Below are 16752 nucleotides of genomic sequence, written 5' to 3'. Positions count from 1 at the left end.
ATTAATATAAAATTTGCAGTTTTAGCAAAAAAATAAGCCTCTTTAGAGAGTTTATCTAAACAATCCAATGACCTGGGGGTTAGAACTAGTTCGATCGCAAGCCTGTTGCTCCTTTCAGCTTCTCAATTCGAAAGAAAATACCTAATTTTGCAGGTCAAATGAGAAAGGTTGCATTTTATACACTCGGCTGTAAACTAAACTATTCAGAGACGTCCACGATTTCGAGAATGTTCGAAAGCAAGGGCTACCAGAAGGTGGAGTTTACCGACACTCCTGACATTTTCATCATCAACACATGTTCTGTAACAGAAAATGCAGATAAGAAATGTAAGAAGGTTGTAAAGGAAGCGCGTAAAATATCTCCCGATGCTTACATCACTATCATTGGGTGTTATGCACAGCTAAAGCCTAAGGAAATTGCCACCATTCCCGGAGTAGATGCTGTACTAGGAGCTGCTGAAAAATTCAGATTAGTAGAGTTACTTGACGGCTTTGTAAGAGAGCCTGAAACCAAGGTATTGGCATCTGAGGTGGAAAATGCGACAACTTTTCACACCGCCTTCTCCATGCACGACCGTACCCGTACCTTTCTCAAGGTACAGGACGGCTGTAACTATCATTGCACATTTTGCACCATTCCCCTGGCCAGGGGCAAGAGCCGGAGTGACAGTATAGAAAATATTGTAGCTGAAGCTAATAAGATAGCAGATACAGATGTAAGAGAGGTGGTTCTGACAGGAGTTAACATCGGGGACTTTGGTATTCAGGATGGCCGTAGAAAAGAGCGATTTGCAGAATTGGTAAAAGCCCTGGATCAGGTAGAGGGTATAGACCGGCTACGTATTTCCTCCATTGAGCCCAACCTCCTCACCAATGAAATCATTGAGTTCGTAAGCCAGAGCAAGCGGTTCGTTCCGCACTTTCACGTCCCACTTCAAAGCGGAAGCAACAAAATACTGCGCAAGATGAGGCGCCGGTATCTGAGGGAGCTATATGTGGACAGGGTAGATAAGATCAAACAACTCATGCCAGATTGCTGCATAGGTGTGGATGTGATCGTAGGCTTTCCCGGCGAAACTGAAGCAGACTTTCTGGAAACGTATGAATTCCTGAACAAGCTCGATATAAGCTACCTGCACGTATTCACGTACTCCGAACGTGTTAATACACCCGCTGCAGAAATGGACGAGGTGGTACCGGACAAAGAGAGACAGCGCCGAAGTAAAATGTTAAGAATACTCAGCGATAAGAAGCGCAGGCACTTCTATGAAAAGCAAGCTGGCAAAACCGCCACTGTACTCTTTGAAGACGATGTGGCAGATGGCATGATGCACGGATTTACCGAAAACTATGTGCGTGTTTCGGCTAAATACGATCCCGTCCTAATCAATGAACTGAAGACGGTAAAGCTAACTACTATTGATACTAAAGGCCACATGCTTGCTGATGAGTTTGTTCCTGAAGAGATAGAAACAATGCATGGTCGTGCCGTGGCTATTTCTTAAAAAACTTCTCCTGCCGGTTTTCAATATAAAGGTAATAAACCCCTGTTCTTAAATGCTGCAAGGGTATTTCTTTACCTTTTCCCTTAGCGAGGGGCGTACCGTTTACGCTCGTGACCTTATAATCGGTTGGCTTGCTTAGGACAATTTTTTCGGCTACTCTGAGGGGGTAGAAAGTGACGGGATCTTCATTGCTTTCAAAAGCCTGCTCCTCGCTGTAAAAAATGATGCCGTCATTCTGCAAATGCTTTATCCTGAACCTGTTATTTCCGGAAAAACAATCTATGCGGAGGGCATAAACCGCCGCCTCTCCTTTACCATCAATGGTATGACGAATCACCCATTCGTTATTCACCCACTGCTCTACAAAAAACTTACCCCCGGGCCTTTCACCCTTGGTTTGCCAGGTAATGTTGTGCTTGCCCAAATGAATGTCTGAAAAGGCGAACCTGCCTGGGCTGCGTACCACCTGGGGGTTGATTATCTTAGGCTCACAGCTATTTTTATGCTCTATCTTGATATTAACCTCTTCTCCTATCTGCAAAAAAGACAGATCGATCTCGAAAGCTGATGTATTAGGCTGCTCGATAAGTAATCGCCCGTTTACTATAACCCCACGGGTACAAAAAGTCCTGTTATCTTCTGAAAGAGGGTTTTGAATATAGATGTTTTTGCCCTGATATACCCCTTGCAGTGTCACCTGTCCGAGTACAGCCAGTGGAAGGTGAAGCGCGCAAAAAGTGAGAAAAAGGAGGAAGGTTCTTGCCTTCATAGGGCCAATGAGAAAAAAAATATTTGCTACAATATGAGTAATATGTACCCAATTTTCAAGCAAAACTTATTCGTAGCGCAGCGAGTCTATCGGATCAAGGCGAGCAGCACGTATTGCAGGTATAAGCCCGGAAAGAAGCCCTACCAATACACATAGTGTCAGGCCAACAAATATCCACACCCAGGGCATGACAAATGTGTCCAGCTTCAGAAGTATGGAGACGCCATTGCCAAACATGATACCGAATAATACGCCTAATGCCCCTCCTAAGAGGCAAATAACGATAGCCTCGACCAGAAACTGTCTCCTGATTCGCTTGGGGGTGGCTCCTACCGCCTTACGAAGACCTATCTCACGGGTGCGTTCGGTCACTGATACCATCATAATGTTCATAAGCGCAATGGAACACCCAAACAGGGTAACCAGCGAAACGACAAAGGCCGCCACGCGCATGATACCGATGGTCTCATTAAAATTCTTCAGTGCTTCCTCACTTCGTTCTACCACAAAATCGTTTTCCTGTCCGGGCTGCAGGTTTCTCAAACGCCTCATAATCCCGGTGGCTTCGGCAATGGCCGGATCCAGCTCATCAGGATTATTTACATTGACTGTGATCTCAAAAGCAGGCTCACGGTTACGGATCATTAGCACAGCGCTGGCAAGTGGCAGGAGCACCTGACGGTCTGCACCACCTCCCTGCATACCTCCCTCCTTTTCCAGTACGCCTACTACCTGAAAGCGATTTCCGGAAATACCAATCTCCTTATCAAGCGGATTTATATTTTCACCAAAAAGGGTGGTGGCCACACTTTTACCGATAAGGGCTACCTTACTACCCTGCTGGGCTTCATATGAAGAGATGTTCCTACCCAGAGATACTTCTATGCCTTCATTTACCAGGTAATTTTCATCAATGCCGGTAACACGAATGTTAGGGTTAGTTTTTTTACTGCCATACTTCACCTCAGCAATACCGGTAATGCTTGAAATTATGCTTACGGTGGCGGGATAATTAAAACGCTGTTTGAAAGAACGAGCCTGATTTAGTTTAATAGGCGTTTGCTCCTTTCGTTCTCTTCCGCCCTGTCTTCCCCCGCGATTATCTATCGTAACGGTAAAAGTATTAGTGCCGATACCGGAAAACCCTTCTGTCACTGAACTCTTGATTCCTTCTACAGCTGTTAGAATACCCACCAGAGCCGTTATGCCTATAGAAACAATAAGGGCCGTAAGCACACTTCTAAGCATGTTCGCTTTGATAGACCGCAGACTTTCTTTAATATCTTCCTTAATGTTAACCATAATGCATGTGTTCTGGGATGGAACGATCTTGCTGGATTTCGTATTCCAATATTAATAAATTGCATGAATAAATCGTTGCTTACTTATACTATCGGTCAAAGACTCCGTCGAATGAGGAAATTTTTAATTTGGATGCTTCTTGCTATAGCACTTCCTGCGCAGGCTATGGCCTCCTACATTCTCATCCCTATGGATGAGGCACAGAAGAACCACCTGAAGGCATACGGTATTGCATACTGGATACTGGATGGCGATGTGGAGGTAGACTGGCTACTTAATTACCGTGGTGGAAGTTTTATGGTAAAACACTACCAGCAGTTTGAAAATGAACTAATCATCAGAGGCGTTTCTTACGAGGTGATTTCTGATGCCGCTTCTAACCAGATCATAAAGGAAATAGCCAGTCCAAGCACCAACCAGGATGTAATGAGGCTTGAGAAAACGCCTAAAATAGCGGTGTACTCTCCCAAAAGTAAACAACCCTGGGACGATGCCGTCACACTGGTTCTTACTTATGCTGAAATCCCCTATGATGTCATCTTTGATGACGAGGTGATGAACGGCAAACTACCAGAATATGACTGGCTGCACCTGCACCATGAAGATTTTACAGGCCAGTATGGTAAATTTTACCGAAGCTTCGGGCACGAGGCCTGGTATATAGAGCAACAGCAGGAGTACGAAGCTATGGCGCGCAAACATGGCTTTGCCAAGGTATCGCACCTTAAACTGGCCGTGGTAAAAAAGATACGTGAATTTGTGACCGGCGGCGGCTTTCTTTTTGCAATGTGCTCAGCCACAGATACGTATGACATTGCTCTCTCGGCAGAAAACACAGACATATGTCACCAGGTGTATGACGGTGATCCCGCAGACCCGGCTATGCAAAGAAAGCTGGACTTCACGAATACCTTCGCCTTTGAGAATTTTGTAGTGGAGCGCAATCCATTTACCTATGAGTATGCAAACATTGATAATCAGGTAAATGAGCGTGGCCTGACGGAGGGGAATGACTATTTTACCCTGTTTGAATTTTCAGCCAAATGGGACCCAATACCCACCATGCTCACGCAAAATCACACGCGGCTGATCAATGGATTTATGGGTCAGACGACGGCTTATAAGAAAAAGCTCATCAAACCGGATGTGGTAATCATGGGAGAAACGAAATCCATCTCTGAGGCGAGGTATATCCATGGGGTATATGGAAAGGGCTTCTGGACTTTTTACGGAGGGCATGACCCCGAAGATTACCAGCACTTTGTAGGGGAAGAACCTACAGACCTGAACTTGCACCCGCAATCACCGGGCTACAGGCTTATATTGAATAATATTCTGTTTCCGGCAGCCAAGAAGAAAAAGCAAAAGACCTGAGTCTTTCGCCCGAAGAATTTCCAGTGTAACCCTGTCCGGATCAATGCATACGATCCTGGCGGGGTTTCATACTTTTCATGATTTCCGCCTCAGCACGAAGCAGTTCCTTCCACCGGTCCATCACCACCTCTTCCGGCTGGTACTCTTTGGCCAGATCGAGAAAATTATGATAGTGACCCGCTTCGGAAACCATGAGCTCGTAATAAAACTTCTGCAGCTCTTCATCCCCAATATTCTTCCAGAGAATTTTAAAGCGTTCACAGCTTCTCGCCTCTATCAGCGCATTTACCAGCAGCTTATCCATTAGCTGCAATTCACGGTCGCCTCCTTTTCGAATGAGCTTCATAAGCTGCACGACATATTCATCCGTACGAGGCCTTCCCAAACCATGCCCCCTTTTAGTAAGCTGCTCCACCACACGTTCAAAGTGGCTCCACTCCTCTGCCACCACAGGGGTGAGCATCTCTACCAGCCTGGCGCGTTCAGGGTACTGTACTATAAGTGAAATACAACTCGAGGCTGCCTTCTGCTCGCAGTACGCATGGTCTACCAGTATGTCAGCAATATTTTTCTCCGCTACGTTGGCCCACCTCGGATCAGTAGGTAACTCGAGCCCGAGGGTGCTTTTAGTAAAATCAGTCTCTATCACTCCTATCAATCGAAAAACTGCCAGTTAATACCTAAATCTATCTGCCTGCCCACCCCGGTATAGTTAGGTGTGGTAAAATACCCCTGGTAGGGGAAGCCCTCGTTCACCTGGGTAACCTTAATGAAGAGCATGGCCCGCTTGATCTTAAAGTTAAAGAAAAAGTCGGCGACAAGAGCCTGAGGCACCCTGAACTCATTTTGAAGATGGTATTGCTGCATGCCCGGCGCGTAAGCATCAGCCAGGTATGATGTCCTATAGTGTACATCCAAACCAATACGTGCCTCCATACGATCATTCAGGATATTGTCATGAAAATACAGCCGTGCATTTGCAAACCAGTCCGGTATCCGGAACACATCCGCCACCTCTCCCTCTTTAAACGTATGAATTACCTCTGCTTCTAAAAAGACATTACGGGCCAGCCCCACCTCCAACTCTATCTCAGGGGAGTACACCCTGGCCGTACCACTTTGTTGCTCAGACTGCTGTTCAGCGTTGAAGAATATTGGGTCAGTCACCTGGGTTATAGTAGCTCCGGGTCTGAGGGTGATTCTTTCGCCTATCCGGGCGATTATGTTACCCTCGAGCTGATCTGTGCTTTCGGTAGAAAAATCATTGTTCCATGAATAATGATTACCGAAAAAGCGCTCTTCAATGTAGGCAGGCTTTCGAAGCATTCGCCTGAGGCCAACCACGGCCCATGGGCTGTAGATGGTAGCCCCGGCACGGTAATTTCCCCCTTCAAGGTATTCGGCCTCTGCAGCAAGGTATGTTCGCTCATTGAGATCTGTTCTCAGCTTACCCCCTATATAGTGCTCAGTATCATAAGGATCGTCCTGCAGGTACTTGTAAATAAAATTGACGTCTCTGCGCTTATAATAGAAAGCATAGAAAAGAGCCTCTTCTACTTTCCCTTTTATCCCCACCTCATTTTTAAACTCCCTGAACTTGAACCGGTCGGTGGTAGTATCCGTACGGATAAATGTATTAGGGTAATAGGAAAAATCATCCTGTGACAAAGGGTCCCGGTAGCTGTTGAGCTGATTCTGACGGTCCAGCCTATGGTATACCTGCAGTATAGGCGTAAGCACGTACTGGTGATAGAGATGGTAATCCTGCCGGAGCTCTTCTGCATCGGCCCCGCTAAGTTCAATAGCTACGTTGTCTGTATCATAATAGTCTGTGATAACGCCAGTGGTGGGTGGCACTATGCCTCCCAGCTCTTCCACATCATGTTTCATACGGACAAAACTCGCCAGTAAGGCATATTTACCGTTCTCTGAGCGGTATGAAGTATTGAACCCGTACCGGTTCAGTACAGCATTACGGTCGTCACGCCTGGCGCTGGCGCCTACCTGCTTATCAGTGATAATGCGATACATATGCCCCGCAATGTTCCACCTCGGGTTAATATTTCGCGCATAAGCCAAGTCAACAAGGTTACGGTTATTACCCCCGAATACAAGGTGTAGCTTCGTATAGGGACTCTTGGTGTCGTAGTATCTTATCGAATCCGCTTCAAGGGAGTAAGGATTATATACATCAAATCCTGAAGTACGGCCGATGGTCGCAGGTAATACAGGAAAGATTGGGTTGAGGGCAGTGCCGTTAGCTCCCAGGTGCTGATATTTCTGCTCAAGCTTCTCTATCACCTCAAACCTGTGCAGGTTATTCAGCGTGGTATCTATGTAGTGCACCGTGCTATCGCCTCTGAAGAATTCATCCTCAGTGAAAAACCGCGTAGTCGTAGGACCATATGGGCTTTTTGGCTCTTTCTCTCCTCCCAAAATTCTTCCTGTACGCCTATTGGATGCAGTATCCTGCTCATTAAGCAGTTCAGGATTGTTACTATTAAACGGATCGTTCTGATTAAAGGGGTCATTGCTCCCCTCCTCCTGCTCTATCTGAGCTAGCAGCGGCTGAACGAAGCACAGTAAACAACACGTTATGATGATTCTCCTCAAAAACACGCCCAAAAATACATTTTTATTTTCAACGCCCTAGTTCCTTCGACACTGCATCAAAAACCATGCTGCGAAATACCTCTTCGTCTCGCAAAAACACGGGCCGGATCGGGATGTAACTTACCGGTAAACCGGATAAAGGATGCTTAGCCCCCAGGCTTCGTAATCTCGCAGCGTCTTTTTCTGTAGTCACCAGGCTGGTCTGTTCAGAGGTAGCGCCGTGAGCCATAAAGCGGGCCTTGATGCGCTCCAGGTCACTTTCAGAGTAGGCATGATGATCGGGAAAATCCATGTGGTCTGAAAGGGCATATGTTTTGGCCAGGTAGTTTATGAATGGCTCCGAACGGGCTATCCCTGAAAAGGCCACTACATTTTCGCCTCTGGCAGGGGATGTATGACCATACAGTGATATAGGTTGCCCATAACTAATAGTGGTAAAAAACACCGGTGTACCAGCCCTGGTATATTTTTCTATCTGTGCCTTTACCAGCTCCATTGCTTTTTCGTCTAATGAACCGGGGCATTTTGTAACGATGACGGCATGGGCCCTCCTGGCTCCGTACCTGCTTTCGCGTAGTCTACCTGCAGGCAGCACCATATCCTTATAAAAAGGGCGGTTGTAATCGCTAAGCAAAATATTGAAATGAGGCACCACGGCACGGTGCTGGAAGGCATCATCCAGCAGAATTACGTTTGTTTCCGGTCTTTCCAGTAAAATGGATGGAATGGCCAGAGCTCGCTCCTCCCCCACGGCTACAGTAACATTATCACCCGCTTTTTGGTAAAACTGATAGGGTTCGTCCCCCAGTGTAGTGGCATCATCCCCCTCGCCAGCCAGCCGGAAACCTTTCGTACGTCTGCCATATCCGCGGGAAAGAATGGCCACCTGATAGCTTTCACTAAGCATGGCCCCCAGGTATTCGATCATAGGACTCTTACCTGTACCGCCCACTGTGAGGTTTCCTACATTGATTACAGGAACAGTAAAGAGGGTAGAATGCCTTCTGCCCTGGTCGTAAAGGAAATTACGCACATCCGTAACTACTTTGTACAAGGCAGAAAATGGTGAAAGTACAATCCGAGATAGGCCCATTATTGCCGCGAGGTAATATTTATTAACTTGCCACGTCTGAAAATAAGGATGCAAATATGCCGAAAATAAAAGACATTACAGCCTACCTGGACCGCATAGCCCCCCCGGCTTACCAGGAAAACTATGATAATTCAGGCCTCATTGCAGGGGAGCCGCACAAGGAGATAACGGGTGTGCTGGTAACACTCGATGTTACCGAAGACGTGGTGGAGGAAGCCTCTAAACGCTCCTGCAACCTCATCGTGGCCCATCACCCTATTATTTTCAAAGGCCTTAAAAGGCTGACTGGCAGTAACTACGTAGAGCGTACGGTAATGATGGCGCTGCGCAATGACATCGCCATATATGCCATACATACCAACCTGGATAATGTACACACAGGGGTAAATCGTAAAATCTGCGAAATGATAGGCCTGGAGAAAACAAAAATCCTGGCTCCTAAAAAGAACCTGCTGAAAAAACTGGAGTTTTTTGTGCCGGAAGAGAATACAAAAGAGGTGCTCAATGCTCTGCACCGTGCCGGCGCCGGGGAGGTGGGTAACTATGATCACTGTAGCTTCCGTAGTAGCGGCACAGGTAGTTTCAGGCCAGGCGAAGGCACCAAACCTCATATTGGTGCGCAGGATGTGCAGGAAGAAGTGAAAGAGCATAAAGCAGAGGTTTTATTGCCTGCCCATAAGGAACATGCTGTGCTTCAGGCCCTTTTTGCTGCTCATCCTTATGAAGAAGTGGCCTATTACCTGTTTCTGCTGGAAAACGAAAATCAGGAGGTAGGCTCCGGCATGGTCGGAGAACTTCCGCAACCTATGCAGGCGATGGAATTTTTACGTCATCTGAAACGTAGTATGAACCTGAACATGATACGATATACAAAGCCTACTGGCCGTGAGATACGGCGAGTGGCTGTGTGCGGAGGAGCCGGCAGTTTTTTGCTTGGTCAGGCAAAACGCAGTCAGGCAGATGTATTTATCACCGCGGACTTTAAATATCATGAGTTTTTCGACGCCGAAGACAGTATCATGATTGCCGATATTGGCCATTATGAGAGTGAAGTCTATACAAAAGACCTTCTGGTGGAGATATTGAATAAAAAATTTGCTAATATTGCATCCTATTTGTCCGAAGTAGTGACAAACCCGATAGCTTACCTTTAAAATTAATTCATGGAAAGGACGGTAGCACAAAAGCTTGACGCACTAACCAAATTACAAGAAATAGATTCCCAACTTGACGAACTGAAAAAAGTACGTGGGGCACTTCCCGAGGAAGTTGGTGATCTGGAAGACGAAATTGCCGGTTACCAGACCAGAATTGATAAGTTCAATGAAGATCTGAAAGGCCTCGAGCAGGATATCTCCGAAAGTAAGCAGGCTATTAAAGATTCTGAAAAGCTTATAAAGCGTTACGAAGAGCAGCAGATGAACGTCCGGAACAACCGGGAGTACGATGCTATCTCTAAAGAGATCGAACTGCAAAAGCTTGAAATTCAGATACGCGAAAAGCGCATCAAGGAATCTCACCGCAAAATAGAGTTGAAGAAAGAGGAAATTGACGCCACCAATGCTATTGCCAGTGAGCGCCAGAAAGACCTCGACAGCAAGAAAAAGGAACTTGACAGCATTCTTAACGAAAGCCAGGAGGACGAAAGGGAACTTGAGGATGGCAGAAACGAAGCTGTTAAGGATATAGAAGAAAGACTCTACAAGTCTTACCAGCGTATTCGCACCAATGCCCGTAACGGGCTGGCTGTAGTACCTGTGAAAAGAGACGCTTGCGGAGGCTGCTTTAATATCGTGCCCCCTCAACGCCAGGCAGACATTCGCGACAGAAAGAAACTCATCGTATGTGAGCACTGTGGCCGTATTCTGGCTGACGTAGAAGATGAAATAGTGGTAGAAGAGCCACCTAAGAAGAAAAGAAAGACTACGAAAAAGAAGAGTTCTTGATCAAAGGTCTTTTACATACATTATTTAAAAAAGGGGAATACATCGTTCCCCTTTTTTTGTGTGTCTGGCTGATAGGTTCGCCTCCCCTGCTGGGAAGACAAAGCGAACAGGTGGTTTGGAATAACCTTTACAGCCTTGACCTCCAGCACCCTCTACCTGCAAATGCTCAACACCTTCCTGCTAATACCCTTCATGCCCTCACCACTTACGGGCTGGTGAAAACACTGCTCTATCAGGGCAAAGATGAACCCACGGCTATCGATAATTACCTGTCCTTTTGCGAAGTAGCCATAGAGTCTCTTGAAAGGTTACCGGCGTATGACCCCCGCCAATACCACTATACCGCCGAAGTGTATCTTTCACGGGCTCTGGTACATATTCGCAGCGGCAACACGCTGAAGGGCGGGTGGCAGGTCCGTAAAGCCGTACGTTTACTCTCTGACATATCAGAGGGCTATCCGGACTACTACGATCACCTACCCTTGTACGGGCTCCTTCAGGGCACCCTGGAAGCGGTCCCTGAAGAATACCAGTGGACACTGCCCACCCTCGGCATCACGGTAGAGGAAGAAAATGGCCGTGCCATTATTAAAAAGGGAATAAGTAAGGCAAGTGGTGTGCAAAAAACCAAAGGCCAGTATTTGCTGGCACTGGGAGACATGTATTTGTTTGAAAACCCTGCCTTGAGTACTCAACAGCTGGAAGAGTTAACTGAAAATAAGCCACAGCACCAGCTTGCCCACCATCTGCTTACTATGCTGTATCTGAAAGACTTTAAGGCTGAAAAGGCACTGTCACACCTCGCGTATTTAGACAAGGATTCTTTACTGCTCACCACCCTTCCATCCATTTCTTATATGAAGGGTGAGGCCCTGCTACGAAAAGGGGAATACCATACGGCTATCGAATCCTTTGGCTCATTTTTGAGATTGAACAAAGGTGATCACCTGGTGAAGGATGCCTACTTTAAACAAGGCATTGCCTGGTATATTCTGGGGAATAATGAAAAAATGAAAGCCGCATTTAAGCGCGCAGTAAAAGAAGGAGAAGCAGAAACAGGCACAGACAGGTATGCACTTAAAATATCCGGAGGGGAGGAGCCCCTACCGATCCCGGCGCTGTATGAAGCCAGGTTGAGAATGGACGGCGGCTACCTTAATGAAGCAGAGGCTGTTCTGAATCGGCTTAATCGGACGCAAAGAAACCAGCTATCACATGATGAGAGAGTGGAGTGGTTATACCGCACAGCGCGAGTAGCGCATCTGAACAGGGACACCACCTCAGCCATAACTTATTACTATCATACCATAGAGGCACAGAAAAAAGATCATTATTTTGCTCCGAATGCATGCCTGCAACTTGGCTATTTACTTAAAGAAAAAGACCCGGGTGCGTCCAGGTACTATCTGAAAAAAGCCATAGACTATCAAGGCCATCCCTACGAAGCCAGTATTGAGCAAAAAGCAAAGGCAGCCCTTAAAGAGCTGCCCTAGTGGTTATCTGTTAAACCTTAAGCGAATTCGCTCAGGTCTTAAAATCATTAGTTCCGCCGCTGGGGTCGAGGTCCAATACATTTGAGGGTGTAGCAATAAACTTCCCTTTACCTCCCTTAAAGACGATAGGCGTTTGTATAAGCTCTGGATTTTGCTTTAGTATTTTGAGCCATTCTTCCTCTGAGAAAGACGCCTTCTCATATTTTTCCCTATACAGATCAGAGTCTTTTTCGATCATATCATCTACTGTTGCATCCAGCATCTGCATGATTTCTTTCAATTGTCTTTCCGTAGGTGGGTTCTGCGTAACATCCCACTCATTAATATGCTCGCTCATGGTCTTAGCCATGGCCAGCGTATTTCGGCTCTTTTTACTAGCCGGATTATAAAACAGGGTTATTTCTCTATCGTTAAGCTCCATACAAATTATACAGGTTTTTCAAAGGTATAACCTGCTACCCCCCCTGTTTTGTTTAGGCTTTTACCTCCTCAGGAGTTACCAGGTGCCTGCGGTCGTTAAAATGCTCCAACTGAAACAAGCTGCCGGTATATACGAGTTTGTAAAGGCATAAATTATCATGCTCAAACATATCCATGTGGCACAGGTCATAATTAAGCATCAGGCAGAGAAAAACCCTCATGGCCCTACCATGCATGCAAATGAGAATTTTTTCCTCGTTCTCATTAGCAAGGATGTGCTCCAGGGCATCATTCAGCCGTTCACGCACCTGTGTAGGACTTTCCCCCCCTTCTATACAAGCCTCATAATCACCGTTACGCCAGCAATCGACAATGCGCAGGTACTCATCATGATCATCCGGTGTAAAGGGCTTTCCTTCCTTACTACCCCAATGAATTTCATTGAGTCCGGCAAGCTTTTCGTGGGGTAGTCCATCTTCCAGAAAGCCACTCACACTCTCCATGGTCCGTCTCAAGTAGGAAGTGTATACTTTATCGAAAGGAACACCACTGTAGGCTTGATAAAATCGCCGTGCCTGTTCTTTACCCGTATCGTTAAGGGGGGCATCAATCCCTGATCCCTGTACGATACCCTTGCGGTTGTATTCAGTTTGTCCGTGTCGGACAAGGTATATTTTTTTGCTTTTCAACTTTCTCCTAATTTTGCACGGCAATAAAATTATCATTTTTCAGCGACAAACCATGATCCCCGCAGACGTAACCACAGAAAAGCTCAATGCGATGAGCAAAAAAACGATGGTGGAACACCTGGGTATAGAGTTTTCCGAAGTAGGTAAGGACTACCTGAAAGCACGCATGCCTGTGGATAATCGTACGGTACAACCATTCAGGCTATTGCACGGGGGTGCCTCAGTGGCACTGGCAGAAACCCTGGGAAGTGTGGGAGCACATTGTCTGGTGAACCCTGAAACGCACAATTGCGTTGGATTGGAGATAAACGCTAACCATATACGTGCCGCACGGAATGGTTGGGTTATTGGTACGGCCCGTCCCCTTCACATAGGAAGAACCACCCAGGTATGGGAAATAAAAATAGAAGACGAAGAGGGTAAATTAGTATGCATAAGCCGTATCACAATGGCAATCCTGGAAAGGAAATAGCATGAATAAAGACAGGGAAAGCAAACCAGCTTTTGATATTGATCTGCCAGCAGGGTCAGATTTCGGCTCATATTTTGAAGCCAGTAAAAAGACGGAACTACCTGCAGCTTTGTGGCGGCTACCCGGCCAGTCCACCGTTCATTTCATCACTGATTTTAGCGGCGCAGCCTGTACGTTAAAGCCGGATCTGGATGAGATGAAAAAAGGGTTTGTGATGGCCCCGTTTGAACAGGAAGAAGGTGGCATATGCCGGCACATCCAGGCAAGTCTTTACCTGAATTCGGAAACCCCACATCCCGGCCTGGAACCCACCTTTCCCAATAACCGACAGGAGTCTGATAACTTTGAAGCATACAAGAATGCATTGACCCATTCAGGACATGCATCTTCTCCAACCAGTAAGGACTCCAAAGCGCTAGAACCCGACATTTTGCCGGAGGGTGAAAGCGAGCATCAGCGTTTTGTAAGGCTGGTGGAAGAAGGTGTGGAAGCCATCAAACGCGGGGAGATGCTGAAGGTGGTGCCTTCACGTATAAAAAGGACACCTCTGCCCGAAGATTTTGACGCCACAGAAACCTTCCACTGGTTGTGTGAAGCCTACCCTAATGCTTTCGTATCCTACGTATACCTGCCTGATGAGGGCAGTTTCCTGGGCGCCACCCCGGAGCTGCTATTAAGCACTGAAGGCAACACGTTCCGTACCGTGGCCCTGGCCGGTACGCAGCCTTACAATGATGATACACCGCTGTGTGACGTGCTGTGGAGCCAGAAGGAAATAGAGGAGCAAGCCCTCGTAAGCCGCTACATCATTAACTGCTTCAAGAAAATACGCCTGAGGGAATTTCAGGAAAAAGGACCGCGTACAAGCCGTGCAGGAAACCTCATCCATCTGAAAACAGAGTTTTTAGTAGATATGAACGCCACTAACTTCCCTCAGCTTGGTACGGTGATGCTGGAGCTGCTTCATCCAACCAGCGCGGTGTGTGGCATGCCCAAAGAGCAGGCCATGCAGTTTATCCAAAGCAAGGAACAACACTCACGCGGATACTTCAGTGGCTACCTGGGACCGGTGAACATGCCATCCGGATCTAACCTGTATGTAAACCTGCGCTGCATGAGACTGCTTAATGGTGAGGCAATACTGTATGCAGGAGCGGGGGTTACGGAAGACTCTCAGCCAGAAAAAGAATGGCAGGAAACTGAGCACAAAACCCGTACTTTACTGGATGTAATCCTAAAAGAAAAAGGGAAAAGCGAATAAGGGGCGGCAGAATAGCAACAAATTACTATTTTTAGCCCCATAGCTTTAGTCCATGATCATCCAATCTATAAACGACATAGCCGAGATATGCACCCGTCTTGGCGTAAAAGAGGCAGTTTTATCTCCCGGATCACGCAGTGCGCCCCTTACCCTGGCATTTGCCCGCCACCCCGGTATCAGCTGCCGGGTCATTGGCGATGAACGCTCTGCTGCCTTCGTAGCGCTGGGTATGGCCCAGACATCCAACCGCCCGGTTGCCATAGTATGCACCAGTGGTTCTGCTGCTTATAACTATGCGCCGGCTATAGCAGAAGCCTTTTTCAACCAAGTACCCCTATTAGTTTTTACTGCTGACCGCCCCCCTGAGTGGATAGATCAACTGGACGGCCAGACGATACGGCAAAACAACATTTACGGACAGCACATCAAAGCGTCCTTCACTTTTCCCGTAGATACTTCGCACGCTGATGCCACCTGGCATGCTCACAGACAAATAAGTGAAGCTGTAGGACAGGCTAATGCCTACCCTGCCGGGCCTGTACACGTGAACGTACCGGTACGGGAGCCCTTCTACCCAGGTGAGGGTGAGCACTATGGTTATGCCGAATCACTCCGGGTGACAGAGAGTCTGACGGGCACACCTATACTAAACGAGAGTCAAAAAGAAAAGCTGGCAGAGGAATGGGCAGGATATAGCCGCATCCTGGTAATAGCCGGCCAGCAGACCAAAGAGCCGGCCCTGGCAGCCACCCTTAGGGAAATGGCTGATAAAACAGGGGCGACTGTGATGGGAGATATCCTCAGCAATATTCACGGCCTGCCACAGGCTATACGCAGGCAAGACACTTTCCTGTCAGCACTGAGTGAAGAAGAGCTGGAACGGCTCAGACCTGATCTGCTGATAACAGTAGGGCGCTCAGTGATTGCCAAAAATCTGAAGCTGTTCTTGCGCAAATACCGGCCGGATGCTCACTGGCATATACAGCCCTCGGGGGTGGTGGCAGATACCTACCAGTCGCTAACCAAAGTCATCCACTCCGGGGAGGCTACAACCCTGGAATGGCTTGCCACCCTGGGAGCGGACAATGAGTTTACAGAAAGGAAAAGAGCCAATTACTCCCTCCTCTGGACCAGTCTGGAAAAGGCCGCCGAAAGAGGACTTCAAAAATGGGCAAAAGAAGACCGGGCCCTCGGGGAATTCGAAGCGGTATATGAGATAATAAAAACATTGCCTCAGAACACCCACCTGCACCTGGCCAACAGCATGCCGGTTCGTTATGCAAATATATGCGGGCTGGCTGCAGAACGTCATGATATCAGCGTATATGCCAATCGGGGCACGAGCGGAATAGACGGGTGCACGGGCACGGCTGTAGGCTGCGCCTTAGAAACAGAAGATCCTGTCGTATTGCTTACGGGGGATATGGCTTTTTTCTATGACCGCAACAGCCTGTGGCATGGCCACCTCCCGAAAAACCTCAGAATAGTTATCCTAAATAACCATGGAGGAGGTATTTTTCGTCTTATAAACGGCCCTTCATCCCAACCCGAACTGGAGACTTACTTTGAGACAGAACAACCACTGAAAGCAGAAAACACGGCGCGTGAATTGGGGCTGGACTATTATTTCTGCCGGGAAAAGAGTCGGTTATTTACCGCCCTTACGCTGTTTATGGAACCTTCTGATAAACCTGCGCTACTGGAGGTAGAAACAGAATCCGTCTACAATGCAGAAGTATTCAAAGTATATAAAGCTTTTATGAAAAAGCATCTGAACGAATCGGATAAACCTTCTTCACCCACTGCATAGGCAAG

The 16752-nt window shown here is 47.2% G+C and carries 15 protein-coding genes; 8 read left to right on the top strand and 7 right to left on the bottom strand.

Annotated elements, in window-relative coordinates; genetic code table 11:
• Window positions 1-158: 158 nt before the first annotated feature.
• On the top strand, window positions 159-1505 hold the full coding sequence (gene mtaB / locus AB9P05_RS17510; RefSeq protein WP_371910132.1) for a tRNA (N(6)-L-threonylcarbamoyladenosine(37)-C(2))-methylthiotransferase MtaB: 1347 nt from the start codon (window positions 159-161) through the stop codon (window positions 1503-1505).
• Here mtaB and AB9P05_RS17505 read toward each other — a convergent pair.
• Together AB9P05_RS17505 and AB9P05_RS17500 are read right to left on the bottom strand one after the other, a co-directional pair.
• A complete protein-coding gene (locus AB9P05_RS17505) occupies window positions 1495-2274 on the bottom strand; it encodes a T9SS C-terminal target domain-containing protein (RefSeq protein ID WP_371910131.1) in 780 nt (259 codons plus the stop codon). The two genes, mtaB and AB9P05_RS17505, sit on opposite strands and share 11 nt — an antisense overlap.
• Window positions 2275-2340: 66 nt before the next feature.
• A complete protein-coding gene (locus tag AB9P05_RS17500; protein ID WP_371910130.1) occupies window positions 2341-3576 on the bottom strand; it encodes an ABC transporter permease in 1236 nt (411 codons plus the stop codon).
• A 111-nt stretch (window positions 3577-3687) separates the two neighbouring features.
• On the opposite strand from AB9P05_RS17500, the gene AB9P05_RS17495 reads away from it, so the two are divergent.
• Entirely contained in the window at window positions 3688-4950 is a 1263-nt protein-coding gene (locus tag AB9P05_RS17495; protein ID WP_371910129.1) for an asparagine synthetase B, read from the top strand.
• Window positions 4951-4990: 40 nt separating this feature from the next.
• Here the strand turns inward: AB9P05_RS17495 and AB9P05_RS17490 are convergent, their stop codons facing one another.
• Genes AB9P05_RS17490 through lpxK form a run of 3 tightly spaced genes read right to left on the bottom strand, consistent with a single transcriptional unit; the run spans window position 4991 to window position 8656 of the window.
• Window positions 4991-5608 carry a tRNA-(ms[2]io[6]A)-hydroxylase gene (locus AB9P05_RS17490; RefSeq protein WP_371910128.1) on the bottom strand — a complete coding sequence of 206 codons (618 nt, stop codon included), beginning with the start codon at window positions 5606-5608 and terminating at the stop codon, window positions 4991-4993.
• On the bottom strand, window positions 5605-7569 hold the full coding sequence (locus AB9P05_RS17485) for a putative porin (protein WP_371910127.1): 1965 nt from the start codon (window positions 7567-7569) through the stop codon (window positions 5605-5607). Before AB9P05_RS17485 ends, AB9P05_RS17490 begins: the two co-directional genes overlap by 4 nt.
• A gap of 22 nt (window positions 7570-7591) precedes the next feature.
• Complete coding sequence (lpxK, locus tag AB9P05_RS17480) at window positions 7592-8656, bottom strand: tetraacyldisaccharide 4'-kinase (RefSeq protein ID WP_371910126.1); 1065 nt, start codon at window positions 8654-8656, stop codon at window positions 7592-7594.
• Window positions 8657-8712: 56 nt separating this feature from the next.
• Between lpxK and AB9P05_RS17475 the strand changes: the two genes are divergently transcribed.
• The 3 genes from AB9P05_RS17475 to AB9P05_RS17465 are packed head-to-tail and all read left to right on the top strand — an operon-like array spanning window position 8713 to window position 12095.
• On the top strand, window positions 8713-9810 hold the full coding sequence (locus AB9P05_RS17475) for a Nif3-like dinuclear metal center hexameric protein (protein ID WP_371910125.1): 1098 nt from the start codon (window positions 8713-8715) through the stop codon (window positions 9808-9810).
• Between the two features lie 9 nt (window positions 9811-9819).
• Window positions 9820-10602: a zinc ribbon domain-containing protein gene (locus AB9P05_RS17470; protein WP_371910124.1), complete on the top strand. Its 783-nt coding sequence runs from the start codon at window positions 9820-9822 to the stop codon at window positions 10600-10602.
• On the top strand, window positions 10599-12095 hold the full coding sequence (locus AB9P05_RS17465) for a tol-pal system YbgF family protein (RefSeq protein ID WP_371910123.1): 1497 nt from the start codon (window positions 10599-10601) through the stop codon (window positions 12093-12095). Before AB9P05_RS17470 ends, AB9P05_RS17465 begins: the two co-directional genes overlap by 4 nt.
• A gap of 31 nt (window positions 12096-12126) precedes the next feature.
• Here the strand turns inward: AB9P05_RS17465 and AB9P05_RS17460 are convergent, their stop codons facing one another.
• Both AB9P05_RS17460 and AB9P05_RS17455 read right to left on the bottom strand, forming a co-directional pair.
• On the bottom strand, window positions 12127-12516 hold the full coding sequence (locus tag AB9P05_RS17460) for an ArsC/Spx/MgsR family protein (protein WP_371910122.1): 390 nt from the start codon (window positions 12514-12516) through the stop codon (window positions 12127-12129).
• Between the two features lie 52 nt (window positions 12517-12568).
• Window positions 12569-13204 (bottom strand): histidine phosphatase family protein, encoded by a 636-nt coding sequence (locus AB9P05_RS17455; RefSeq protein ID WP_371910121.1) that lies wholly within the window; start codon window positions 13202-13204, stop codon window positions 12569-12571.
• Between the two features lie 52 nt (window positions 13205-13256).
• On the opposite strand from AB9P05_RS17455, the gene AB9P05_RS17450 reads away from it, so the two are divergent.
• The 3 genes from AB9P05_RS17450 to menD are packed head-to-tail and all read left to right on the top strand — an operon-like array spanning window position 13257 to window position 16747.
• Window positions 13257-13676: a hotdog fold thioesterase gene (locus AB9P05_RS17450; RefSeq protein WP_371910120.1), complete on the top strand. Its 420-nt coding sequence runs from the start codon at window positions 13257-13259 to the stop codon at window positions 13674-13676.
• A gap of 1 nt (window position 13677) precedes the next feature.
• The gene (locus AB9P05_RS17445; protein WP_371910119.1) at window positions 13678-14937 is read left to right on the top strand and encodes a chorismate-binding protein; all 1260 of its coding nucleotides are present in this window, start codon (window positions 13678-13680) and stop codon (window positions 14935-14937) included.
• Window positions 14938-14989: 52 nt separating this feature from the next.
• Window positions 14990-16747 carry a 2-succinyl-5-enolpyruvyl-6-hydroxy-3-cyclohexene-1-carboxylic-acid synthase gene (menD, locus tag AB9P05_RS17440; RefSeq protein WP_371910118.1) on the top strand — a complete coding sequence of 586 codons (1758 nt, stop codon included), beginning with the start codon at window positions 14990-14992 and terminating at the stop codon, window positions 16745-16747.
• Window positions 16748-16752: the final 5 nt, after the last annotated feature.

It is taken from the genome of Roseivirga sp. BDSF3-8, from assembly GCF_041449215.1.
In the GTDB taxonomy this organism is placed as follows: domain Bacteria; phylum Bacteroidota; class Bacteroidia; order Cytophagales; family Cyclobacteriaceae; genus JBGNFV01.
This window is presented reverse-complemented; position numbering and strand designations above follow the sequence as displayed.

What these genes read in the sequence shown, in the direction of transcription:
- mtaB (WP_371910132.1), top strand. Translation starts at nt 159, where the DNA reads ATGAGAAAGGTTGCATTTTATACACTCGGCTGTAAACTAAACTATTCA.
- AB9P05_RS17505 (WP_371910131.1), bottom strand. Translation starts at nt 2,274, where the DNA reads ATGAAGGCAAGAACCTTCCTCCTTTTTCTCACTTTTTGCGCGCTTCAC.
- AB9P05_RS17500 (WP_371910130.1), bottom strand. Translation starts at nt 3,576, where the DNA reads ATGGTTAACATTAAGGAAGATATTAAAGAAAGTCTGCGGTCTATCAAA.
- AB9P05_RS17495 (WP_371910129.1), top strand. Translation starts at nt 3,688, where the DNA reads ATGAGGAAATTTTTAATTTGGATGCTTCTTGCTATAGCACTTCCTGCG.
- lpxK (WP_371910126.1), bottom strand. Translation starts at nt 8,656, where the DNA reads ATGGGCCTATCTCGGATTGTACTTTCACCATTTTCTGCCTTGTACAAA.
- AB9P05_RS17475 (WP_371910125.1), top strand. Translation starts at nt 8,713, where the DNA reads ATGCCGAAAATAAAAGACATTACAGCCTACCTGGACCGCATAGCCCCC.
- AB9P05_RS17470 (WP_371910124.1), top strand. Translation starts at nt 9,820, where the DNA reads ATGGAAAGGACGGTAGCACAAAAGCTTGACGCACTAACCAAATTACAA.
- AB9P05_RS17460 (WP_371910122.1), bottom strand. Translation starts at nt 12,516, where the DNA reads ATGGAGCTTAACGATAGAGAAATAACCCTGTTTTATAATCCGGCTAGT.
- AB9P05_RS17450 (WP_371910120.1), top strand. Translation starts at nt 13,257, where the DNA reads ATGATCCCCGCAGACGTAACCACAGAAAAGCTCAATGCGATGAGCAAA.
- AB9P05_RS17445 (WP_371910119.1), top strand. Translation starts at nt 13,678, where the DNA reads ATGAATAAAGACAGGGAAAGCAAACCAGCTTTTGATATTGATCTGCCA.
- menD (WP_371910118.1), top strand. Translation starts at nt 14,990, where the DNA reads ATGATCATCCAATCTATAAACGACATAGCCGAGATATGCACCCGTCTT.